This is a genomic window from Paenibacillus solanacearum (genome assembly GCF_910593845.1).
Taxonomy (GTDB): domain Bacteria; phylum Bacillota; class Bacilli; order Paenibacillales; family NBRC-103111; genus Paenibacillus_G; species Paenibacillus_G solanacearum.
Genome location: NZ_CAJVAS010000048.1, coordinates 21,420 through 45,222, shown reverse-complemented (window position 1 = coordinate 45,222; position 23,803 = coordinate 21,420). Strand labels below are relative to the sequence as shown.

Here is a 23,803-nt window from a genome sequence, read left to right as displayed (position 1 = left end):
TGCAAGGTGCAACGACAATATTCGCTGTAAATCTTAAGCGAATATTGAAGCTGATAGATTAAAAGACACTGCGAGTAGACCGATTTAGAGACTCCAAAAAAAGACATCCGCCCCTAAAAAAAAGAGGTAGATGTCTTTTTGCAACTTATGAGGGACGCCAGTAGAAAAAACGGAAGTTCTTCAGTGGCCTCGGCCCTGGTGCCGTATCCTTTTCCCCGATGATCTTTATCGATTTGAATTCCGATGCTGAACGTCCCGTTCCTTTCGTCGATGCTGTTCAGATTGATTCCGCCCACAGGCTCGCCATCCAAGCTTTCAATAGTAAACATAAGACGGTTCGATGAGAAGTCGGCATACTTCTCCGCGAATGACTTGGCTTCCGCAGCCGTCGGCGGCAGCTCGACTTCACACTGTAATAGGCGTCGTGCAGATGAATCAAATCGATTGATGTAATGGTCTTCCCAATCTTCCGGTCGGATCGCACGCAGTCGGATCGCTTCATCCTGCCAAAAATAATGGCTGTAATCGATGGTACGCATGGATTCGCCTCCCTCTATTTTGCATGTTTTGGCGTACAGCCGGTCTATTGTCAAGGCGCATCAAAACAATGTGCGCTGCGCGAACCATTCATCCAAATCCACCGACCCTTGCACACCCAGCAGCCTGTAAAAATAGCGATATACGATGCGGTAGTCCGAAATATCCGGAGGTGCGAGTACGGTGGAATAGCCTTCGAGAAACGAAGCGGCCGATCGTTCGTCCAATACGTATTCCAGCCCAACGAAATCAAGCTCGCGGGGACCTACCGCATAAGCTTCCACATCGACAACCGCCGACAGCATGCCGTCCTGCACTAGAAATTGGGACGAGTCCAGGTCAATAAACACAGGACAGAAGTGATCCGGTACCGGAAGCGAGCTAAGCTCACGAATCATGGCATCGAACGTTCCTGTGATCTTGCTGTCATCGGCATAATCGCGTTCGACGAGCTGGCGCATCGTTTCGGACAAGCGGTCATGGAAGCCTTGTATTCGGTCCGTTTGGGTGAGGGCCAAGTTTCCGAAGTAGTCGCAGCGCTGCGTATGTACCCGCGCCAGCCAAACACCCAGTTGATGCAGAAGCTTATCGGATTGCCCGGCGATAGGGGGGCATGGGCTGCCGTTCATTTTCTCGATGACGAGGTATTCCTTGTCCCCTATCGTTACATGCGCCTGTACTCGCGGCACCGGAATATCCTCGATCGAGCTTAGCATGGCGGCGTTCGCCTGGAAGTGGAGCATGCGTCTCGGATCAATCCCGAACAGGTCCAAGCATCCCCACCAGAATTCGCGGTTCGGCGCTTCAGTCCAGCGGGATGCACGTACGACCTGCTCCTCCGAAGCCGTCTTGACCAGCCAGACATCGCTGGCATGACCGGAATAGCCCGGGTCGAGATATGCGATCTGTTCGATCGGCTCATGAAATAACTGTTGAAGCGTAGCGGCGGTTGTCATCATTGGAACACTCCCCGTTCACATTTTACATCAGATAGTTCCATTGTAAGCAACGGACTGCTGCATCGACAGAGATAAAATGAATATAAATGATCGTTACTTCTTTGCGCCTGTTGTGGATGGCATCCCATACGAAAAACCTAAGCAAAAGCAATAATATATATATTTTTCATATGGGTACATTCATGGTAGCATCTTCGTATATGACAAAAAATAAAGCAGCGTCAACACATTGACGGATGAAGCCTGCCCACTTGCAGACGAGAACATAGAGGAGGATTAAGATGATAACGAGTACGGACCTGCTGCATCTGCAACGCTGTATTGAACTGGCGAAGGCCGCGCTGGAGGCCGGTGACGAACCCTTCGGTTCGCTCCTTGTCTCTACTGACGGCAAGGTGCTTGCGGAAGATCACAACCATGTGGCCGGTGGCGACCACACCCAGCACCCTGAATTTGCGCTGGCCCGCTGGGCCGCCCAACATATGACACCGGAAGAACGGAGCGGGGCTACGGTCTATACCTCCGGAGAACATTGTCCTATGTGCGCCGCAGCCCACGGCTGGGTCGGTCTGGGGCGAATCGTATACGCGAGCTCCTCCGAACAGCTGGCGCAATGGCTTCATGAGATGGGGGTTGCCGCACCGCGCGTTCGCAATCTTGCCATTCACGAAGTCATTCGCGATACTGCTGTTGACGGCCCTGTTCCCGAGCTGGCCGATCAAGTCCGGCTGCTCCATCGTCAGTTTCATACCCGATGAACCATACCGCAGCTTGGGACGCGAACTCACGTCAAGGCTGCCACTTTTAAGTACCTCTTCAACGCAAGCTCCCGCTGGCGATATTCAAAAAACGGCCGGAAGAATCGCACACAAACCAAAAACGCGAGCAGCAGACCGGAATGGCCGCCACTCGCGCTTTGTATCTCCTACTTCTCCTTAAGCGAAGGCCGAACACGATTGAAAATCGTTTACCGATGCCTTCTAAGGATTCGCGCCGCTCCCTGTGCCGGAACCGGGGGCTTGCAGCGGCGCGATCGTTCCTCCGGCAATGCTCCTTACAGTTCCCGAGGCGGTCGTCGCCTCCAGCCGGTACGTAAAGCTCTGTGAGGCGTCCGGCACCTCGATAATAAATTCGTACGGATACACGTTCGTCGTCTCCGTATGCTCCGGTCCGTTCCCGATGCTGTATATGAGCGATACGCTTGACGTCTGATCCGGCTTATCCGTCACATAGACGTAAGCGTAATACGATTCGGGACTCATCTGCAGCACCATCGCTTTGCCGTACGTATGCTCGGTTACCGTCTGCCCAAGCTGCGGCTGGCCGTTCAGCGCATACGTCAGCTGCGAGAACGCCGGCTTGTGCACGCCGGGAATGCGCAGCACGGCGCCCTTCAAGCTTTTCGCTGGAATCGTGACGTTGAAACTGCCGGCGGTGACGTTCGCGAGCGTCATGCTGCCGTCCGGGTTGTACAGCTCGACCGTCCCGTTAAAGCCGCTGCCGCCGGGCACCTTGCTGCCAAGCTGGACGCTCGCGGTCACGCTGGCATCGCTTTCGTTGATCAGCGCGATGCCGAGCACGCCGTCTTTGCGAGCGGCCAGCCAGTCGATCTGTACGCTGTCCGTATCCACGATCCCCTCGTCCAGCCACAGCCACATCTCCTGCTCGTCGAAAAAGTGCCCGGGGGCATGACCGTATTGATTCGAATTAAAGTAGGCATACCCTTGCTGGCGCAGCGAAGGAAACTGGATGCGGTCATCCGACCAGTGCTGCGTCATGTTAATCAGGAAGTCTTCGAGCATCGCCAAAAACGGCGGCAGATGGTGCCAGTAAATGCCCGTATAATCCGGTCCTTGCAGCGGATAATCCGGCTTCTGCTGGAACGTCGTCATCGCGTTCTGGTAATAGCCCGAATAATTGGCGAATCGCCCGACAATCGCATTACGCGCCACGTCGGCAAAATAGTTGTCTCCGGTATAGTCGGCCAATCGCAGAAGGTCGCCCGTCCAGCTCGACATGATGATGTTCGAGCTGCGGCCGAACGTCGAGGACTGCTCCAGGCCCAGTCCGACGCGGGAAGGAATCCAGCCTGGCACCTGGGTTTGCTGCTGCGCGATCAAGTCGTTGCTCGCGAGGTTGCCGGGCTCGCCCGGCGGCCGGCCGAGCCGCTCCTGCTGGTCGCCATGCCACCAGAAATTAGGGCTCGCCTCGTTGCCATAGTGGAAATTGGCGCGAATCTGCGTCATGTCGTTAACCGTTACCGGCTGGTTCCGCTTGGCGCCGTCAATGCCCGGCACCCACAGCGTGGCCGTGAGCCAGCGCGCCGCTTCCTCGGCCGCGGCCAAATCGGCCGGATCGCCTGTCACCTCGTACAAGTCGATTAACGACGAAATGTTCGGATAATACGAAATGTTAATAAAACTCGACCAGTTGACCGGCTCCGTGTGGGCCTTGTAGACAGCGTCGGTCACATACTGCTGCGCCTGCTGCCGGGCTTTGGTCAAATACTGCGCCTCGCCCGTGTATTTATACAAATACAAGTTGTTGGCGAACGTCGGTATCGAGCCGTACGCATTGGTCACCGTCGCTTTGCCTTTCTCCAACCCGTATTGGTACAAATACGGAACGGCCCCTCGCGTCATCTCGTACATGCCGCCGATAACGTTAAGGTTGTAGCCGTTAATGGGCGATCCGATCGATTTGGGCAAATCGGTCGACTGCCAACTCTCGACTCCGCCCCACTCCGGCGTCCGGTTGAAATGCAGCTCTTTGCGCGTCAAGAAATTCGCCAAGGTCGGAATCGCCCTCCGGGTCAAAATGTCTTTGTCCTCGGTGAGCAAATATTCCTGCAACGCTTGCATCGGATTGGCGGAGGAAGTCACATTCTTCCCTTCCATATTGTAATGCGCCTTGTCATGGACGTCCCACCCGCCAAGCAGGTCATCCATCATCAGCGAACGGGCGTTAAATATCGCGTCGTTCAGCGTGCCGTACACGTTCTGACGATAGTCGTGAACGCCGAACAGGTCCTGCGCTACAAACTTGTACGTATCGTACCAGTCGGATACGCGGCTTATTACCCGATACTGCATCGTATAGCTCTGGCCTGCGGTGAATTTCGCATCGGCGGAGCCGAGCACGGGAGCGAAGATCGAACCTTTCGGATTGTAGCCTGTTCCTCGCATCGAGATGCCGAATTTGCCGTTGCTGCCGTACACCCAGCGAAGCGGAATCCAGGACGGCTCGGCCGCGACGCCTTTTGTGACGGCGTGTCCGGGCACATACGGATTGTTGGCATTCAACGTGAGCGTCCCCATCGGCGTAAACAAATATTGCTCGGTCATCAGTCCCGCTTTGGGGGCGATCCGCTTATCCATCACCCGGTACGGAGCGAGCGCGAACGCGTACTGCTCGTCGGCGAACCCACGTCCTTCCCATGCTCCGATCGAATAGGTGCCGGCCTGATGGAAGGTTGCGCTGACGGTTACTTTCGGTGCCGGGTTATCACCCGCCAGCTCCCATTCCGAGGTGAAATCGGCCACGGGCTCGCTGAACAACAATTTCACGCCACCGCCCGGCGTCATCTCGTAGTCGTTCGGAATAAACCAGTGGAAGCGGCCCGCCTTATACAGATCGGTGCCCGAGTATAGTTTATCGTTGCCGCCCGCCGTCGTATATTTACTCTTGAACGAATACATATCCTGCGACGTCGACACCGTTGAGCTGCTGTCGGCGGACAAGACGAGATAGCCGAGCTCCTCGGAACGGAATTTTGTCGGGACCCAGCCGTTTCCGTAGCGCGCGTATACCGCATTTTGCACCACCTGCCCGCTGGCGGTCGGGACCTTGTAAAAGACGACCCGTGTGGAGGCATTCTCCAAAGTAACGCTATGCGTAGGCTCGCTCTGCGACAGCGCCCAAGCCGGGAAGCTCTCCGTCTCCGAGCCGAGCGGCACGGCGGTCCGCAGCACTTGCGCATAATCTTCCGACGGAACGGCCTGCAAGTCGGCCATCAGCAGCACCGCGTCGCAGCGGGCATAAAAGCCGGACGTATCGTAAAGCTCCAGCGTATTCGTTCCTTGCAACAGCTGGACGACGCCGGCTTCCGCCCATTGGAACCCGTCATGCCCGTGGGTGCCGAGCCGCTGCGGCAGCATTTGGCCGTTCAGCCCGACATTGAAAAATCGCGAGCCTTGCTGATTCGTCGCAAAGTCGCGGGAACGCACCCATACTTTATACGTTCCGGCCTGTTCTGTCTGGAACGCTGCGGTCGCCGGCTGCGCACCCGACGGATCGGCCATGTCCGGCGTTGCGCCCGCACCCGGAATGAGTCCGCGCAGGACCGATTTCTCGAATGCGCCTTCAACATTGCCCTCCATCGTCCACGTGCCGAAATGATCGAAGCTATCCGGCCGGAACAAGAACGCGTTAGACGGAATGTTCGCTACGATCACAGCCGTTCGCCCACCTTCGTCCCAAAACGTATTTGCGCCAAAATATTGCTTCACGAAGCTGAGCGGCACGAGCGTTGTGCCCCCGCGGATCATCGCCGGCTTCTCCAGCAATATGCTTTTGCCGTTGATCGTGGCGGAGTCTTGGCCGGGGATCACTCGAAAGCGACTCCCGTTTTTGCTTGCCGTCGCCTGATACGTTGCCGCATCGACGGTAACCGCCGCTCCCAAGGAAGCGAACGTCTCCGCAAACGGCACCATCACCGTCGACTGCTCCAGAACGGGCTGCGCTTGAAAGTTAATATATTGTCCGTTCAGTCTCACCGCAATATCGACCGGCGGCCGGTTCGGATCGGGCTGCCCGTTGACGATTGTGCCGGGCACGTAGGTATATTGGGATGCAAGCCACTGCAGCGCAGCCGGACTGTCCTCCACCGTAAAGCTCAGGTCGTCCGTGATCACGATCATGTCGAAGCGCGGGAAGTTCCCGCGGAAATCGATCGCCTCCAGGTCGAATTCGCCCCGGATCATCGGCAGCGGACCGCCGGCCTCCCAGCGCCAGCCTTCCGTCCCGTGAACGCCGTAGGTCGCCGGCTCGCTCCCGCTCAGCTTCAGCTTGAACGGCCGCGTGCCCGGACTAACGGAAAAATCGCGCGTATGCACCATCATTTTGTACATGCCGTCGACCGGAATCCCGTACTTTGCCATGGCCGGCGTCGCGCTGTGGTCCTTCCCATCGGTGGCTCCCGTCAGAATGTCCGGGAGCGGACTGCCCCGCTTGTCGGCCGGTTTGGTCCAGTTGCCCAGATGGGAGGCAAAGCTGGCAGCCGTCAGCACGATATAATGCTTGTCCGGTTTCGTATCGGGCAGCTGCGTGGCGGCGGTTGCTTCGCCCGTTTGCGCCATCGCGGGAGCAAGGCCGAAGCCGGGCCCGGTGAACAGCATGCACAGCACGAGCAGCAAAACCATCGTTCTTGTCATGAACAGGCTCCCTCCTTGGAATGAAGACACAATAAAACGCTTACATTCAGGCGTTCCATAAACTTCTCCTTCCCGTCGTCACATCGTTTCGTTTGCCGCCGTTAGCGGCTGTTTCCACTGCAGCCCTCCTTCTTCTATTCCCGCCACCCCCGAATCGCCGACAGCTTCGACGCGGCTGTTGAGGCAGACTGGTGTCCCTATTGTAATGGAATGATTTCCCATTGAACATTCACATTTTTTTACCGGATGTATCTGTAATTTCTTCAAGACCTCCCGCGCAGCGCCGCTAGCTTGGCGGCATACTCTCCAAGCGCGGCTGCGTATCCTGAACGGCCGACAACCGGACGGACTTCCGCATGTGCCGGGCCAACCGCCGCGCCGGCCGTCTACGCACTCGGCTTAACTCCCGGGCAGACGGACGGCGGTTCTTACGGGTGCAGACGGACGCATCATTCCTATCCGTCGAGGAGGGTTCACCGCTGGTAAAAGAGCAAATACAAGAAGTAAGGTCCCCCAATCGCGGCTACGACGATTCCGACCGGAATTTCGGTCGGTTGAACAACAGTGCGCCCGATCGTATCGGCCAGCAGCACGAGCAGCGCCCCAAAACAAGCCGCTGTCGGCAGTACAAAGCGGTAATTATGACCCACGAACCGCCGCGCCAGATGCGGTCCGATTAAGCCGACAAAGCTGATCGTCCCGGCTACGGCAACGCCGCTGCTGGCCAGACCGACACCGAGCAGCAGCAGAATGAGACGCTCGCGCTGCACCGCCAGCCCGACTCCGGTCGCCAGCTCATCTCCCATGTTCAATACATTCATCCGGCCGGCGCGATAGATGGCGGCTGGCAGAAGCAGAGCAACCCATAGCCCGGCTGCGGCAACATAGCGCCAGTTCGCCCCCCAGATGCTCCCCGACATCCACACCTTCACGAGGTCGTAGCTGTACGCGTCCATCCGGTGTGTAAACAGCAGCATCGCCGCAGAAATCCCCGCTCCCGTCGCCATGCCGACAAGCAGCAGCCGGGTCGGGGTAATCCGCATTCTTTTCCTTGCAAGGGCAAACACCGTTAGCGCCGCTGCCGCTGCCCCGAGGAACGCCGCAACCGGCAGCGCATGAACAGGCGCCAGCTGCACTTTTCCGTAAAACAGCGTCACGTAGACGACAACGCCAAGTCCGGCCCCTGCATTCACCCCAAGGATGCCCGGATCGGCCAACGCATTTTGCGATACGCCTTGCATGATCGCCCCGGAGGCTGCCAGTCCTGCACCGACCAGCATGGCCAGCACAATTCGCGGCAGGCGAATTCCCCACATAATAATGGTCGGATCGCCGGGTCTTTGGCGCAGCAGCGCCTGAATGACGTCGCCAAAGGCAAGGCGGGTATATCCGCTGTTCAGACTAAGCCATAAACCGGCTAGAAGCAGGACCGCCAGCCCCGCAAGTACAACTGCAAATTGAGCCATACCGATTCGCCGCGCAGGCCGCATGCCGTTTCTCTTCACAATCCTCCCCTCCCGTCCTGCCGCGCCAAATATAGAAAGAACGGTACGCCGAGTACGGCAGTAATAATTCCGGCAGGCGTTTCGCGGGGCATATTGACAAGCCGCGACGCGGTATCGGCGAACAGCAGCAGCGCGCCGCCCATAAGCCCCGCACACGGAATAATCCAGCGGTAATTGACGCCAATCAAAAACCGCACCAGATGCGGCACCATCAGTCCGATGAAGCTGATCGGGCCGACGATCGCCACGGCCGAGCCGGTCAAAGCAAATACCGCGCACGCGCCGATCCACTTGGTCCGGGCAACGCGCTGTCCCAGTCCGGATGCTATTTCGTCTCCCAGCGCAAGAGCAGACAAGGAGCGGGAGATGGCCAGTGCCGCGCAGCCCCCGGCAGCCGTCCACGGCAGCATGACGCGCACATCGATCCACTTCACGCCGGACAATCCCGCCGTATACCACTGCATGACGGTTTGGGCCAGACCGTAATAAATTTGCAGCCCTTCCGCGCAAGCTCCCAGCAAGGCGCTGACAGCGCTCCCCGCCAGCGCCAGCTTGACATTGCGATACTGCTGGCTGCGGGACGCAGCGCCGAGTACGCCTACGCCGTACACAAGCAGCGTGCCGCATGCGGCCCCGATCATCGAAACGGCGATCATTTGGTGATAGGCCAAGTAAGGCGCGACCACGAATACGAGCACGATCGCAAAGCCCGATCCGGCCGATACCCCCATTAATCCCGGACTGGCCAGCGGATTACGCGTCATCCCCTGCATAATCGCGCCGGATATGGCGAAGCTGGCGCCGGCCAAAATCGCAATAATCGCCCGAGGCAGCCGAACGGACATAATCGTGTAGTGGCTGACCTGCTCCGGATCATAGCTGCGGAATGCTTCCGCAACCGTCGAGAGCCGAATCGATGCCGCCCCTGTCACGACGGCGCCTGCGGTTCCGACGATGAGAGCGAGCAGCAGCCCGCAAAGAAGAAGAGAAGGACGTATCCTTCTCTTCTCCGATTGCAGGCGATGCCGCGTCGATACGGAATGCTGCTGACCGGTCATTTGCCCAGCAGCCCTTTCTCCAGAGCATCAACAAACTGCTGGTGCATCACCAGGCCAAAGCCGGTTTTGGTGGCGCGCAGCGGGACCATCGATACGCGGCCGTCCTTCACCGCCTGCAAATTTTTCCAAAGCGGTGTGGCAAGCGTTTCATTCAGCTTTTTGGTATAATCCGGCACATTGGTATCCATCACGAAAATCGTATGCGGATTCAGCTCGGGCAGCACTTCAATCGCCAGTTTCGTTTCATTTTTCTCATCTTTCAAGCTTTTCGGATAGTTCAAGCCAAGCTGGCCGTATGCGATTTTCCCGAGCGGGCTCAGATTGCCCAATACTCGCGTGTCTTTATCGGTTACTTTGAAGAAAACCACCGTCTTATCTTTCATCGGCGCATCCAGCTTTGTTTTGAGCTGAGCCAGCCTGTCGTCAAAGGCTTTCAGATCGGCTTCGGCCTTCTTCTGTTTGTTCATCGCCTCGGCAATACGCAAGTACACCGCCCGCCAATCGTTCTCCATCTCCTCGCTCTTCACAATCAGCGTCGGCGCGATTTGCTTGAGCGTGTCATAGCTTTTGGAATGATCCGTATCCGTGCCGATAATCAGCTGCGGTTTCAATTCCAGGATCTTCTCCAAATTCGGCGCTGTGGATTGACCTACCGATGTGGTTCCTTTCAACTGCGGGGCCAAATACGGCTCGAAATCTCCCCCGTCCCGGACGACCGAACCGACCGGCACAACACCAAGCGAAACGAGATGATCCGCAAAGCTGCGCTCCAGCGTCACCACACGCTGAATATCGGCATCCACCTCAATGGTCCCCAGTGAATGGGTAAGCGTACGCTTTACGGGCGCCGCTTGGGGCTTCCCTTGCGCCGCCTTGCTCTCTCCGGCATCCGCCCCGCCGCATGCCGCTGCCGTCATGGCCAGCAGTATCAGCAATAGAGCCATAATCCAACTACGTTGTCCTTGTTTCGCAGCTACCACCTTAATCCCCGCCTCTATTATCTAATTGATAATGATTATCATTATTATTTGTATATCTTTTTCTTTCACCTGTCAATAGCTTCCACGATGAAATGCCGAGAAAAACATGGATGCCATACGATTCCCTCATGCCAAAAAGACTGCCTCATATGAAGGCAGCCTTTTGAAGTAGTTATGAAGCTTTAACGTAACGGTTTGGATGCCTCGTACACGTAAGTTTGATTGGCATTTGTAGGCGGCTTGCCAAATTCGAAATCGGCGGACACCGTAATGTTCGTGAACCCGATGTCTGCAAGCACCAGCTTCAGCTCCTCCACACCGTACCATCGCAAGGCAAAACGCTGCAGCTCGGTTTGAAGCAGAACGCCGTTACGCCATTTTTCATATTTCAAATACGATACTTTGTATTGTTCGAATAGATTCGCCTCAACCAGCTTTCCTTCCATTGTAATGATGTCACCATTCGGAAAATGATAGGTTGAGGTTCCGACTTTGCCTTTCTCAAAATCAAGCGCTTTGGGAAGAAAGATGTCCAGGATCAGGCGTCCGCCGGGTTCTAAATGTTCGAAAAACCGCTCTAATACGGCGATGGACTCTTCCCTTTTTTCGATCAATAAAAACGAGCCGCTCGGAATCATAATCGCTTGATAGCGATAAGGCAGCGCCAGCTCCTGCAACCGCGCCTCAAACAACGGAGCATTCAGTCCCCGCTCCTCGCACCGTTGACGGCAAGAAGCCAACATTTGAGGCGATGCGTCGACGCCGTCAATGTTGAGACCTGCTTCAAGCAGCGGAATCATCACACGACCGGAGCCAACCATCGCCTCCAGTATTTTTCCGTCGCAAGCTTGCAATCGGTCCCGATAATATTGTATGTCTCCGCCAAAGGAATGCCCTATTGTCTTCGTGAGGTCATATACCTCCGTGCAAAGCTCACCGTACAAACTGAAAGACATCGATCGTATCCCTCCGTGAAATGGTTATTACGGAAAGGCGAATTATCCAATGAACCCTTCCGTCCTGCCAAAATCATAATTTTGAGTTTTATAGTGATGTGCTCTCATAGGAACCACTCGCTCTCTTCTCAAAGTTAAGCTCAGCATACCCATATCCATAAAATCAGGCAAGGGTATAATTGATTTATAATCAAGTTCATATATCATTGAAGAAACGCAGATACCCTTCCCCTGGCTGTAAGGAGAAGTTCCTTCGAAATACGCGATTCTCGTGAAGGCCGGACCATTCTAAGGTCTGGTGGAAATCCTGCGGTACGTGATAAACTAACCCTTAGGCCGGTGTGCGCCATGGCAGCTGTTGTGTAATGGTATTAAATGTAAGCGCTTTAAATTATTTATGGAATGAAATAAATCGATCGAGTCCGGAAAAGGAGAGACGGTCTATGAAACGGAGCATTCATCGCATGAGCCGCATACGATCGGCAGGTGAACCATGATGGAACGCGAACATTCGAAGTATCGTTGGGGCGAGCTGCATGCCATTGTGAAGGCTGTCGTCGACCGGATGATTCCGGCCGATGCTTGGCCGTCTGCAACCCAAGGCGGCGTCTTGGACTATCTGGAACGGCGCGCATCCGAGGATGCCGCTACATGGACGAATGTATTGGAGCCCGGGCTTCGGGCGTTGGATGCGGAAGCGCTCGCTCTCCATCACAAGCCATTGTCGAAGCTGTCGGCGGATGAGCAGGACGTGCTGCTACGCGGCCTTGAGCAGGGGCGTCTTCGAGACTTTCCTCTCTCCCAGCAGCGATTCTTCTCCACCATCTTGAGCCTGGTTATCGAAGGTTATTATGGAAGCCCGAATGCCGGCGGAAATCGGGAAGGGACGTCGTGGGACATGATCGGATTCCGCCCGGGACCCGTTTCCAAGCTCCAAGAACCGGTCCCGGAAACCGAGCTTCCGCAGCGAACGATCGACCAGCTCCGGGACCGATACGATGCTATCGTCGTCGGAGCCGGGGCCGGAGGATCGGTAGCGGCCGCAGTGCTGGCCGAGGCGGGACTTCATGTTCTTGTCGTCGAGCGCGGCAGCTGGCTTCGATATCATGAGGTCGGCAGCGATCATACGCGCAATCATCGTTTCAGCAAATACGGCCATAACACGGGACCGGCGCTGGATGGCCACCCTCGCACCCTCCTCTCCGGTAGCGGAGAAGAGCGAATTGCCGCACCCCATGAGGGCCATTACCATAATAATGCAATGACGGTGGGCGGCGGAACCCGCATCTACGGCGCACAAGCATGGCGATTTCATAGCGACGACTTCCGGATGGCAACCCGTTACGGGATTCCGGACGGGAGTTCACTCCGCGATTGGCCGATTCGCTACGATGAGCTCGAGCCTTATTACGAGCGGGCGGAGTGGGAGGTCGGCGTTTCCGGAGACGCTCAGGCGCATCCCGGGCGCGGGGGCCGGCGGCGTCCTTATCCGATGCCGCCGCTGTCAAGGACGCTCGAGGCGGAACGATTAGCCCGGGCGGCAGCCCAATTGGGATGGGATGCAGGTCCGGTCCCCCTGCTCATTAACTCGGTCGAACGGGACGGTCGGCCCGCCTGTGGGCGCTGCGGCCAATGCGTCGGATTCGCTTGTCCGACCAACAGCAAGAATGGCGGACACAATACGATGCTGCTGAGAGCCCTTCAATCCGGCAACTGCGATCTGATTTGCGATACGATGGTTGAACGCATCGACACTGAAGCAGGGAAACATGCCATTGGCGTTCGCCTTGTGCAGGAGTTAGCCGGCAAGCTCGAGCGCCGGCAAATACGGGCAGGACATGTGGTGGTCGCTGCGGGTGCCATCGAAAGCGCGCGCTTGCTCCTGCATTCGGCCAGCGAGGCCGAACCGGACGGGATCGGCAATCGGAACGGGCAAGTGGGCAGGCATCTTCAGGGGCATGTCTACACGGGTGCGTACGCCCTCTTTGACGAGCCGGTTCAAGACGGTCTCGGGCCCGGGGTGAGCATCGCCACCTGTCGCTTTGCCCACGGCAACGGGAATGGAATCATCGGGGGCGGGATGCTCGCCAACGAGTTCACGCGGCTGCCGCTCATTCATTGGAACCGGGCGCTTGCGCCGGATGCCGCACGATGGGGAATCGCCGGCAAGATCATGATGCGCGATAGTTACTTGCGCACAAGCCATGTGCAAGGGCCGATTCAGGAGATCCCGACGCCCGAATCCAGGGTGCGCCTCTCGCCCACAGTCAAAGACCGGTTCGGCCTGCCGGTTGCGCAACTGTCGGGAAGCGTTCATCCCGAGTCGCTTCGAGCCGCAGCCATGCTGGCAGAGCAGGCGGAGACGTGGCTCTGGGCTGCCGGCGCCCGCCAAGTATGGCGAACCCGACCGGGAGGCGGGCTTAGTGCCGGGCAGCATCAGGCCGGGACGCTGCGCATGGGCGACGATCCTTCCACCTCGGTCACCGACCGCTTCGGCCGCATCCACGGATACGACAATCTCTGGGTGAGCGACGGCTCCCTGCATGTCACCAATGGTGGAGTTAATCCGGTGCTGACAATTCTTGCGCTCGCCTTCCGTACAACGGAGATGCTGGTGAAGCAGGGGTAGGATGCGCAGTAATTTTTCCGGAAAATTCCTCATCCTTTACGCCATGAGCTATGAGCCGGTCCCGAACAGCTTCGGCCGGCTCTCTTTTCTCCAAGTATGACAAAGTGATACGGCCTTCCATCCCGAGTAAAAGCAAGCCGCTCACGGAACTTCATAGGCGCGTGACCAGACGCCAGATTCCTCAATGAGCGCCCGTTTCTTCTCATATACGGGTCTCCCGTCAGCCCATCCGTCAGGGGAAGAAGAACCTATTTCTATCTGTGGCGGGTTCTCCTGGAGTCTACAGATTCATTTCCGAGCACAGTTTGCTTCTTACTTAATCCCAGAATGATGAGGACGATATAGAACACGATGGCAATCGAATCGATTAACGTATCCGAAAGTGCCGAAATATCAATCCATGCCGTGATGCCAACAATGACCAGCAGTCGCACGATTAAGAGTGACACGATCGTCCATGCGACCGGCCGGCTCTTTGATCGCTCGCTTTGGAATGACATGAATATGAACAAAATACCGAAGACCAGATTTTCCGCAGTGATGATGTGCCAGACATACATGAACACAGTCCGGATATCCATGGCTATTGCGTTCGCGCCGAGCGTCGGCAGTACAGCGGCCTGCCCATTCCATGCGTGCGTAACGGCAAACAGTATTGCAAGTATACCCGCAATCAAGTAATAAAAGTTTCTAACCTTGAGGTCCATGACATTCCTCCTCGGATAGGTCCGGATCCTTCTTTCGGATATCCCTGTAAATCTCCCGAACGAGTTCCGCTAGCTGCCGATCGCTCTCACGGCTATAGCTCCTTAGCGTTTCGGCCGCCGCATCAAGCAATTGACTGACCTTCTCCAGATGCTCAATCTTCTTACGCGTGTCTGCTTTCTTAGCATCGAGGAACGCAGCAACTTCCCGGCAATAGGCAGGTTCCACATTCTCCATCCTGTGGAACCCAAACTTCCCCTTGATTTCATCAAGGGAAAAGTCCGCAAACTGCATGATTTGAATATTCATCAAGTCGACAAGGTCCTCCTTGGCATACCTGCGATACCGATTGCCTTCCCGAGATGGCGATACAACTCCAATCCGGTCATAGTATCGAAGCGTATCCTTCGAGATCCCGAGCATCTGCGAAACGTCTTGTATTGAATAATATTTTTCCATGAATTCAAAATAACATTGGAGTCATCTCCAATGTCAAGTCGTTTTTTATAAGTTTCCTTCATGCCATCAGCCCTTCGGCCGGGTACAAGAACACTTCCCTGCTCTCTGACCAAACCGAAGGGGATTTTGCCTAAATCGATATAGAAACCAAGCTGACCAACATAAAATTCGATCGCCCGCCACATATCGGATCCCGGAACTTCATAGTCGCGTGACTGCCAAAGGACTTGCGATGAAATCCACTTGAAGCTCGGGAAACGCTTCGCGAATCAGCTCCACGACCGTGAACATCCCGGCCTCCTCGCTCTTCTGATGTCCGGTAATAATCAACGCCTTGGAAAGCCCCATATCGGCGGCGTCTCTCACATATTCGTTCGTCTCCCACTCATTCGTCTCGCCCACGATCAGGAGGTCGATAGCCTTGTTTCCCATGAAGCCGATATGCGAACGTCCGCCTGAGGCACCGGGCAGCAGTCCGAAGCGCCTTACCGGCATATCGGGTTCACCAGCCACCAGAAAGCTCTCGATGCCGAGTTTGTTTTTCAAATGATCAGCGAGGGTACGGACGGTCTGCCGCTCATCGGAGGGAACCGTGAGCAGATGCATCCTCTCCGGGCTTGCGTAGGCTTCCCACCCCAGCTTCTTTAGCATGCCGATCAGGATGCCGTCCGGTCGGTAGCGGTGCACATAATCATGCAGCCGGAAGATCGAGATGCCGGATTCCTCAATGAGCGCTCGTTTCCTCTCATACACCGGGTCTCCCGTCAGCCAATCCACTTCATCCTTATGGTTGTAGTACGTCGGCTCGTGGGTGATGATCAGGTCGACACCCGCTTCTACCGCTTGCCGAATTGCAGCATACGTCGCCATAAACACCACGGCCACTTTGCGGACCTCGGCATCCAAGCGTCCGCTCTTCAGCGTATCGACAGTCGGCTCCAGCGTTCCGACCGGCCCCATGAGACGTTTCAGTACCATCTGTACTGTCAGGGTCATGTGCAAAACCTCCTCGCATGAATATCGTATTTCCCAAACTAAGGCTGGTTAAACGGTGCTGCCGAACAGCTCCTTCGTCATTTATGAGCACTTTAGTTTAGTTCATCCGCGTAAAATTGAAGTGCTCCTGCAAAAGGCTTCACAGTGTCCGTCACGAGTTGTACGGGGCGGCAAATTCAACGACATTATTGTCTCTGTCCAGTATATAAATTTGAGAAAAGCCCGCAACGCTGTTCGGCTCGATCTCGTATTGTATGCCCATCTTCTCCAGCCATTGCACGGTTTGGCTGTAACTTTTCACCCATATCGAAAAGTGCCCCTCCAGCGTGTTCATGCCGCTCGTGCGAAGCGTTTCGCTTTCGGGACATTCCACTACGTGCAACTGTTGTTCGCCCAAGTCATACCATATCCCCTTGGATTGAAATGGAGGGCGTTCTAATTCTTTGAACTGCGGTTAAGATATATGAAAGCCTTCAACATCCAAATCGAATGTATGGTATTTCATCGTTCTGCTCTGAAGCCATGTTTCCAAAGGGATGATCCATGGACGAAACTGTATATATTGGCGCAAATGCTTGACGTCTACAAATTGAATTTCAATGACATCCTGATCGGGGTCGTTTATTGCGTTTTGTTCCGCTGATGATTTTCCTGAATAGTACACTTGAAGGTATTGTCCATACTTTTCAGATGTATATTCCGTAACGAACGCAACTTCCTCAAGATCGATTTGGAAGCCCGTTTCTTCACCGCCTTCCCGTTCGGCAGCATCGGAAAATGTTTCACCCGACTCGACTGTACCCTTCGGCAAGCTCCAACCGGATTTGTCTTTTACCAAGAGCACCGCATTGTCTTTCATTACCACTACACCAGCCGCAAGTTTATGCGCCATTCCCGTTCCACCCTTCGATGATCGTAGAGACAAGCCATTCAACCTTATTATCCCATATGACTGGAAGTAATTGGGTGACATTTTCGAGAAATCTCCTGATATACTTCAGCTCAAGTTGAAGCCTGATATAAACAAATAGGAGCTGTCCCCTGCGGCAGCTCCTAACCTGAACGTCGTCCACGAAACAACCCTGGTTACGAATTAGCTATACATTTCTCCATTGTCCCTTCAAGATCAGCGCCATTTCACGGATTGGCACCTTACTGCCCGCTGGTGATCATCCTCGCGATTTCCTGGTTTGCCTTTTCATTAGCCGTCCGCAGAGCGGAGTTCATATCGGTTCCCTTCAGCACTTCATTTACAGCAGCATCCAGGGCAGAGTTAGCGGGACCGTTGTACTTGGTGAACGGCGGCACCGCAGAGGCTTGGGTTTTGAATATACTTTGTATATTTCGCCCTGCGGCCACTTTGACATCGGCGGCAAAATCTTTTTGCAACGCCGGGTCTTTAAATGCGGTCATTCTTCCCAAACGGGTGCGCTTTATCTGCTCCTCACGCGACGAAACGGCCTCCATGATCTGGAATACTTGTTCGGGATGCTTGCTGGTGGACGAAAGCATCAGCAGCGTAACGTCCATGCGCCTTCTCAAGCCGGGGGCCTCGGCGAATGTCGGGTAGGAGGCCATATCCCAGTTGATCATGGAGCCTTGCTTCTGAAGCTCCTCTAATTCGGACATTAAGCCGCCGTTAATCGCAGCCATCGCGACTTTACCGGCCTTAAAATCGGCTGCCTCCGGTGTGGCCCCCTTGCAGGCATTACCCGGAATTTGATGAACTGCGGTAAATTTGTCAATCAGCATTTTCCACTTATCCGTTTCCAGAATGGCCTTATTCGTCTTCGGATCAACGACAGGCAGCGATAAAACCGTATTAAATTGGTTAAACGCACCCGGACAAAGGGTCGTCACTTCCCCGGAGGATTTGGCCGAGAGCTGCTTGGCAAGCGCAATCGCATCGTCCCACGTCATATTGTCCTTCGGGTATGCCATTCCGTATCGATCGAAAATATCCCGGTTGTACCACAAAGCGGAATAGTTGTCTAAGAACGGGATCGCATACAACTCCCCATGATCCGAGTACACCTTAAATTGATCGATGATCCGTGGGTTAAAATCGCCTATGTTAAAATTCCTTTTTTGAATCATCGGATTCAAATCGATGGGCAAATTCAACGATTTGTAAAAGTCGATCGAACCGATGCCGGTAAAAATAAAATCGGGGAATTCGCCTGCTGTTACCATTTCCGTCGCTTTAGCATTGGAGCCTCTGACCAGTTCGAGCGTAATATTCGGGTATTTTTTCTTGACGGGTTCGACAAAGAAGCTGTTAAAATGTTCATCCGTAATGGCGGTCGATGATTGGAACATTCGAATCGTTACCGGCTCCGTGCTGACAACGCTAGCTTCAGGGATTTTCCCCGTCTGCTGCCCTGTAAAACTGGAAGCGTTTTCATTTTTACTGCAACCGTTTAGCATAACCACCACGATCATCGAAAGAATGAACCATACCTTTCCGGAGACTTTCATGTTCATCTTCATCCATACCTCCCTTGGAATGATTACGCCACCCACCGCGAAGGCCGTTGTATGCTTCTCTTGTTCGTAGACGATTTGCGTGCCTTCTCTCATTCGCTTTTACGTCGAATTTAAGTGCAAGGCACACCCCCTTCTACTTGTGAATTTGTCCCTCTTTCCTGCGCATCGATCAACTTACGATACGAATATAATCAATGACTTTGCTTTTCGCAATCACATAATTTTCCTAATATATAACAATATTCATGTTATCCGGGGAATGGCTTGAACGATTTATCGCTTGCCATGCGCCGTTTCGGGATCGTGCCGTTTCAGCGCAGCGGGATTTTCACACCCGCTTGACCCTCACATTAGTGTCACGGTATATAATGAAATCGGAAGCTATGCACGAATCTCTATAGAATGGTGGGATCAAGATGAATGATGTTTCGCCAATACGCATAATAGGCATATCCGGCAGCCTGCGCAGCCGTTCGTCCAATACGCATATCCTGCGCGCCGCGGCCTCCCTTGCTCCGGGCGATATGATTATTACGATGTACGAGGGGCTAGGCGACCTGCCATTATTCAATCCCGATACCGACGGGGACAAGCCAACGGCACAGGTTGCAGATTTACGCACGCGGCTTAATGCTGCGGACGGCGTACTTATTTGCACGCCGGAGTACGCGGGAGGCATGCCGGGCGCATTAAAGAATGCGCTCGACTGGATCGTATCGTCGGGGGAGCTGATGAACAAACCAGCGGCCGCGATCAGCGCTTCGCCTTCCTTGACGGGCGGCGAGAAAGCGCTCGAATCGCTGCGGCTGACGCTGCGCATGCTGTCCGCCGACGTGGCTGACGACGGCACGGTCGCCATTCCGCTCGTGAGCGCGAAGCTGAGCGCCGAAGGCGAATTGACGGATGCAGCAACGGTGCTGCAGCTGCAGCTTGTGCTCGGCGCGCTTGCGCGGCAAGTGAGAGAGCTGCAAACGAGAGAGCCCGGGTCGTTGTAGCCGCCCGGCCACGCGGAATCCTGCAATGCCCACGCTGTTAGCGTTCCGGTTGAGCGTGCAAGACTGGTCTGCGAAGATCCGGTCTGCCGCTTTATCACCTTCGAAAATCGATTCGCCTGTCCCGCAAAAAAAGGCCGTACGCTCCCGCAGGTCTTCAAATCTGCACGTTTGAAGATCCGCGGGCCGTCGCAACGGCCGATTTTTGTTTTATCCGGTATGAACGGCGGCGTACAGCTGCGCCATCAGCCCCATCCCCATCTGCGACAGGACGCGGTAGCCGGAGTGCTGCAACGCGAGGCCGCCGGCATTATGCTGGGCGACGCCCGACAAGATACCGTCCGGCGTCAAGTACGATGCCAGCGCGTTCAGGCTGGCCTCTGCTTCCGCGAAGCAGGCACCGGGCAGCGCCCCATGCTTCGCCCCAAGAGCAAGTGCAGCGGCGATGCCCGCCGAACCGGAGGTGTCGATGCCGGTATCCGGCTCATCCAGGAAGCAAGCCCACAGCGCTTCCTCCCGCCGCTTCCACGATAGCGCCGCCCCGGCCACGCGCCGAAGCTCCGCTTCGATCTCCGCCATGCCGGACAAGCCGGCGAAGCCTGAAGCTTTGAGCTCGATCCACGTCCGCGTCATGCCGAGCATATACCAGGCGTAGGCGCGCGCCCAGCTGCGGAACGAATGCGTGCCCGTTCTCGCATCGTAGCGCAGATGGACGTGATCGCCTTCGGCCAGCCGGTCGCGGCGCAGCAGCAGCTGCCGAATCGCCTGTTCCGCCAGCTCCGGCCTGTGCAGCCTTGCGGCGACGGCCGCCAGCGGATACGCGACGGTGTATGCCCCCTCCGCCGATACCGTGTCGCCATCCATAACATACCCGCCTGCGGCCATGCCGCGCGAATCCCAGAAGGATACCGCCCGGGCGACCATCGGATGGTTCGGTTGCAGCTTGGCAATAATCCCGACGGGAAGCGTCGCTTCAATCGTCGTAAACGCGCCCGCCACCGCCCTGCCGCGAAGATCTTCGTATTGCAGCTCGCCGCCCGCATCCATGAATTGCCCAAGATGCGCGGCGATCACCGGATCGACGTTCCCGGCTCCGAGCACATCCCGCAAGTCGTACAGCCCGTCGAGCACGCAGCCTTCCAGCCAGCCGAACGGCTGCAAGGAAGCCAGCGACGCCGTCCGCTCCAGGAAGCGCTCCGCCCAAGGACGCTCCGGCCCCGCGTCGATGTACAGATGTGGCGCGAAGCACCGCTTCGCCGGATCTCCGCCCAGCTCGTCGAAGATCCAGAGCGGGCTCCCCCCCTGGGAGTCTTCGCCCCCTTCCACGCTGAGCCCGACGCCTTCGCGCAGCGCCGCTTCCATCTGCTCCCGCGTCAGCGGCAGCTCGAACAGCTGGAACGCATAGGCATATCGAATATCCATGCGACCCAGTATGCTTCCGCTCTCCGGCAAAAACACTTCTACATGCCTGGCCTCCCTGAAGTCCAGCGCTGCGGCAATCCGCAAGCGGCCCGTCGCCGGTGCCGAACGCATCTGTTCTGCGAGCGCTTCGTCCGCATCAGGCCACGCAAGACGCAGCCCGCCGTCGACCCGCACGCCGGACCAGCCGCGGGGCAGCCGCCTCCCCTCCGGCAGGAGCGACTCCTGCCGGTGTACGATGCGCGCTGGAACATACCCTTGTACAACCATCGTGCCATCGCGCCTTTCTACAGCATAATGCCGATTTTGCCTTCATCGACTTGAACCTTATAGCTTCTCGCCCGCACTTTCTCATCAAAAAGCGATTTGCCGGTCTTAATATCAAATTCCCACCCGTGCCACGGGCAGCGCACCAGCTCGCCCTTCCGGCCGAATTCGTACGCGTATACGTCCGAAGGCAGCGTCGTACCGCACACGGGACCTTTGCACAGCGGAGCGCCTTCATGAGGACACCGGTTATGCAGAGCATAATACGTATCGCCGATGCGATATATGCCGATGGAACGGCCCTCGATTTGAACGATTTTACTTTTTCCTTCTAGAATTTCATCAGCTTCGGCCACGTAATGAATCGCCATGTCGTCCTTCCGGCTCCTTTCCTAAAGCTTATATAACGTTTTGGCATTTTGGTAAAATATTTTGTCGCGCGCTTCCGGACGAAGCCGCTTCAAAATTTCCGTCGGCATATCGTTGTCCCAATGCGGGTAATCGCTGGAGAACATGAGGAAGTTCTCGGCATCGATCATATCGAAGATGCTGATCAAATCTTTCGGATTGTCCGGCTCTTCGATCGGCTGCGTCGAGAACAGGCAGTGGTCGCGTATATATTCGCTCGGCATCCGCTTCAGCCACGGCACCGAGGAACGCAGTCCTTTGTAGTTTTTGTCGAGCCGCCACATCACGTGCGGCAGCCAGGCGATCCCGCCTTCCAGCATGACGAACTTCAAGTTCGGGTACTTCTCGAACACGCCTTCGCAGATGAGGCTGATCAAATGCCCCATATAATTGAGCGACAAGCACGTATGCCATTCCAGGTAGCGCGTCGGATACCCGGCCGGCGACGGGGGTGGCGTCGAGCCCGCGCCTTCACCGCCCGGATGAATGGCCAGCGGAAGACCATGACGCTCCGCCATCTCGTAGATCGGGTGGAACTGGCGCTGGCCCAGCGGCGCCCGCTGCGCGCTTCCCATCAGCACCTGCACCATGCCCGGATGCCCGGCCAGCCGGTCGATCTCCCGGGCGGCGAGCTGCGGGTCCTGCGGCGCAATGGTGATCGAGCCGCGGAATGACGGATGCTTCGGCAGCCAATCCGCGATAATATGATCGTTATATGCCGAGGCGATCGCCGCCGCATAATCGGGATCGTGCATCGTCGAGATGTTCATCATGTTGCCTGTCAATATCGCATACTCCATATGATTAGGCTCGATCAGGTCCTGTACGAGATAATCCGGGTCCGAGGCCGCCGGGCCGCCGGAAGGCGGGAGGCAGTCTTTACGCATGACGCCGATCGGCGAGCGGTATCCGTGACCGGGCATGCCGATCCCTGAGCTCGCTACCGCCGATTTCCACGGCTCCGGCAAAAAAGGGACAAGCTGCTTCGGACTTTTCAAATCGTTATGCACATCAACGTCAATCACTTTGTGCTGCGTATTCATTCGGGAATCCCCTCTCCAGTTCATATTCCTATTGTAAAAATGATCGGCTGCCATTACGATTGGTAATCATACGTCTTTTTTAGTAATTCTACGGCTTGGCGATCGGTTCTGGGTTGGAAGGACGGAACAAAGAAGAGGAGGGCATTCGCGTTGAAGATCGAGCATGTCTTTTTTGATCATACCCCTACAAAATGGAATATGGCACTGGCTCCTACCCGCCATCATATTCTTCTTCTGGTCGTGAAAGGAAAAGTGGATTACCGGCTCGGCGACGCCGGCATGACCTTGGACAAGGGAGACGGGCTGTTCATCCCACAGGGCACGCTGCGCGCGCGCTCGGTGCATCCCGGCGCACAGCAGCAAATGTACTCGATCCATTTCCAGGATTCTTCGCCCGACGATCTTACCTATTTCATGGACGAGCCGTACAAACGAATTCGCCCGTTCGGCTACGACTATCTCAAGCAGCGCTTCTCCATGCTGAGCGAATGCTGGATCGGCAAGATGCCCTGTTACGAAATGATCTCGCGCGGCATTGCGCTGGAAATTCTCGGGCTCGTCCAGAGCGAGCTGGTCGCCGAAGGCATCCCTTCCTCCAAGCGGAACCTCGCTTCACGCGTCCAGCAATATATCGTTAAGCATTACCGCGAGCCGCTCCGGCTGCAGGAGCTCGCCGCGCATGTGGATCGCAGCCCGAACTATGTATCTTCCGTCTTCAAGGAAGTGACCGGGCGGACGCCCGTGGAATATATGCATGAAGTGCGCGTCACGGCCGCCAGGGAAATGCTGATGACGACCAACATGACGATCGGCGAAGTCGCCGAAGCGCTTGGTTATTGCGATCAAACCTATTTCAATTACATGTACAAAAAAATCGTAGGGCAGCCCCCATCCCATCTAAAAAAAGGAAAGATCGTTTAAATATTGGCATCCCATACACGAATCCGGCAGCGCCGTCATAGCGGCCTGCT

At 55.9% G+C, this 23,803-nt stretch carries 20 protein-coding genes; 4 read left to right on the top strand and 16 right to left on the bottom strand.

The window, feature by feature from the left end; translation table 11 throughout:
• Nucleotides 1-113: 113 nt before the first annotated feature.
• Both KXG62_RS29310 and KXG62_RS29305 read right to left on the bottom strand, forming a co-directional pair.
• The gene (locus tag KXG62_RS29310; protein ID WP_218095560.1) at nt 114-539 is read right to left on the bottom strand and encodes a GNAT family N-acetyltransferase; all 426 of its coding nucleotides are present in this window, start codon (nt 537-539) and stop codon (nt 114-116) included.
• A gap of 60 nt (nt 540-599) precedes the next feature.
• Nucleotides 600-1,496, bottom strand: coding sequence for a phosphotransferase (locus KXG62_RS29305; RefSeq protein WP_246627696.1), 897 nt, complete (start codon nt 1,494-1,496; stop codon nt 600-602).
• Nucleotides 1,497-1,777: 281 nt separating this feature from the next.
• On the opposite strand from KXG62_RS29305, the gene KXG62_RS29300 reads away from it, so the two are divergent.
• Complete coding sequence (locus KXG62_RS29300) at nt 1,778-2,254, top strand: nucleoside deaminase (protein ID WP_218095559.1); 477 nt, start codon at nt 1,778-1,780, stop codon at nt 2,252-2,254.
• A gap of 222 nt (nt 2,255-2,476) precedes the next feature.
• Here KXG62_RS29300 and KXG62_RS29295 read toward each other — a convergent pair whose 3' ends face one another.
• The 5 genes from KXG62_RS29295 to KXG62_RS29275 all read right to left on the bottom strand — a co-directional run bounded on the left by KXG62_RS29295 (nt 2,477) and on the right by KXG62_RS29275 (nt 11,427).
• Nucleotides 2,477-6,928 carry a copper amine oxidase N-terminal domain-containing protein gene (locus KXG62_RS29295; RefSeq protein ID WP_218095558.1) on the bottom strand — a complete coding sequence of 1,484 codons (4,452 nt, stop codon included), beginning with the start codon at nt 6,926-6,928 and terminating at the stop codon, nt 2,477-2,479.
• A 473-nt stretch (nt 6,929-7,401) separates the two neighbouring features.
• A complete protein-coding gene (locus KXG62_RS29290) occupies nt 7,402-8,433 on the bottom strand; it encodes a FecCD family ABC transporter permease (protein WP_343223542.1) in 1,032 nt (343 codons plus the stop codon).
• Nucleotides 8,430-9,491 (bottom strand): FecCD family ABC transporter permease, encoded by a 1,062-nt coding sequence (locus tag KXG62_RS29285; RefSeq protein WP_218095557.1) that lies wholly within the window; start codon nt 9,489-9,491, stop codon nt 8,430-8,432. The genes KXG62_RS29290 and KXG62_RS29285 overlap by 4 nt, the downstream gene beginning before the upstream one ends.
• Nucleotides 9,488-10,471, bottom strand: coding sequence for an ABC transporter substrate-binding protein (locus tag KXG62_RS29280; RefSeq protein ID WP_218095556.1), 984 nt, complete (start codon nt 10,469-10,471; stop codon nt 9,488-9,490). The genes KXG62_RS29285 and KXG62_RS29280 overlap by 4 nt, the downstream gene beginning before the upstream one ends.
• 182 nt (nt 10,472-10,653) lie before the next feature.
• Nucleotides 10,654-11,427, bottom strand: coding sequence for a class I SAM-dependent methyltransferase (locus tag KXG62_RS29275; RefSeq protein WP_218095555.1), 774 nt, complete (start codon nt 11,425-11,427; stop codon nt 10,654-10,656).
• A 493-nt stretch (nt 11,428-11,920) separates the two neighbouring features.
• Here KXG62_RS29275 and KXG62_RS29270 point away from each other — a divergent pair, with 493 nt between their 5' ends.
• Nucleotides 11,921-14,056, top strand: coding sequence for a GMC family oxidoreductase (locus tag KXG62_RS29270; RefSeq protein WP_246627695.1), 2,136 nt, complete (start codon nt 11,921-11,923; stop codon nt 14,054-14,056).
• 254 nt (nt 14,057-14,310) lie between these two features.
• Here the strand turns inward: KXG62_RS29270 and KXG62_RS29265 are convergent, their stop codons facing one another.
• The 6 genes from KXG62_RS29265 to KXG62_RS29240 all read right to left on the bottom strand — a co-directional run bounded on the left by KXG62_RS29265 (nt 14,311) and on the right by KXG62_RS29240 (nt 18,700).
• Entirely contained in the window at nt 14,311-14,763 is a 453-nt protein-coding gene (locus KXG62_RS29265; RefSeq protein WP_218095554.1) for a hypothetical protein, read from the bottom strand.
• The gene (locus KXG62_RS29260; RefSeq protein ID WP_218095553.1) at nt 14,747-15,220 is read right to left on the bottom strand and encodes a MerR family transcriptional regulator; all 474 of its coding nucleotides are present in this window, start codon (nt 15,218-15,220) and stop codon (nt 14,747-14,749) included. The genes KXG62_RS29265 and KXG62_RS29260 overlap by 17 nt, the downstream gene beginning before the upstream one ends.
• Before the next feature lie 201 nt (nt 15,221-15,421).
• Nucleotides 15,422-16,216, bottom strand: a complete 795-nt coding sequence (locus tag KXG62_RS29255) for a Nif3-like dinuclear metal center hexameric protein (protein WP_218095552.1) — start codon at nt 16,214-16,216, stop codon at nt 15,422-15,424.
• Nucleotides 16,217-16,367: 151 nt separating this feature from the next.
• The gene (locus tag KXG62_RS29250) at nt 16,368-16,613 is read right to left on the bottom strand and encodes a VOC family protein (RefSeq protein ID WP_218095551.1); all 246 of its coding nucleotides are present in this window, start codon (nt 16,611-16,613) and stop codon (nt 16,368-16,370) included.
• A gap of 57 nt (nt 16,614-16,670) precedes the next feature.
• A complete protein-coding gene (locus KXG62_RS29245; RefSeq protein ID WP_218095550.1) occupies nt 16,671-17,108 on the bottom strand; it encodes an NUDIX domain-containing protein in 438 nt (145 codons plus the stop codon).
• Nucleotides 17,109-17,368: 260 nt separating this feature from the next.
• Nucleotides 17,369-18,700, bottom strand: coding sequence for an ABC transporter substrate-binding protein (locus KXG62_RS29240; RefSeq protein WP_218095549.1), 1,332 nt, complete (start codon nt 18,698-18,700; stop codon nt 17,369-17,371).
• A gap of 419 nt (nt 18,701-19,119) precedes the next feature.
• On the opposite strand from KXG62_RS29240, the gene KXG62_RS29235 reads away from it, so the two are divergent.
• Nucleotides 19,120-19,698, top strand: coding sequence for an NADPH-dependent FMN reductase (locus KXG62_RS29235; RefSeq protein WP_218095548.1), 579 nt, complete (start codon nt 19,120-19,122; stop codon nt 19,696-19,698).
• A gap of 207 nt (nt 19,699-19,905) precedes the next feature.
• On the opposite strand, the gene KXG62_RS29230 is transcribed toward KXG62_RS29235, so the two are convergent.
• Genes KXG62_RS29230 through KXG62_RS29220 form a run of 3 tightly spaced genes read right to left on the bottom strand, consistent with a single transcriptional unit; the run spans nt 19,906 to nt 22,832 of the window.
• The gene (locus tag KXG62_RS29230) at nt 19,906-21,384 is read right to left on the bottom strand and encodes a glycoside hydrolase family 88 protein (protein WP_218095547.1); all 1,479 of its coding nucleotides are present in this window, start codon (nt 21,382-21,384) and stop codon (nt 19,906-19,908) included.
• 17 nt (nt 21,385-21,401) lie between these two features.
• On the bottom strand, nt 21,402-21,752 hold the full coding sequence (locus tag KXG62_RS29225; protein WP_218095546.1) for a Rieske (2Fe-2S) protein: 351 nt from the start codon (nt 21,750-21,752) through the stop codon (nt 21,402-21,404).
• Between the two features lie 21 nt (nt 21,753-21,773).
• Nucleotides 21,774-22,832 carry an amidohydrolase family protein gene (locus tag KXG62_RS29220; RefSeq protein ID WP_246627694.1) on the bottom strand — a complete coding sequence of 353 codons (1,059 nt, stop codon included), beginning with the start codon at nt 22,830-22,832 and terminating at the stop codon, nt 21,774-21,776.
• 150 nt (nt 22,833-22,982) lie between these two features.
• On the opposite strand from KXG62_RS29220, the gene KXG62_RS29215 reads away from it, so the two are divergent.
• The gene (locus tag KXG62_RS29215; protein ID WP_218095544.1) at nt 22,983-23,753 is read left to right on the top strand and encodes a helix-turn-helix domain-containing protein; all 771 of its coding nucleotides are present in this window, start codon (nt 22,983-22,985) and stop codon (nt 23,751-23,753) included.
• Nucleotides 23,754-23,803 lie beyond the last annotated feature (50 nt).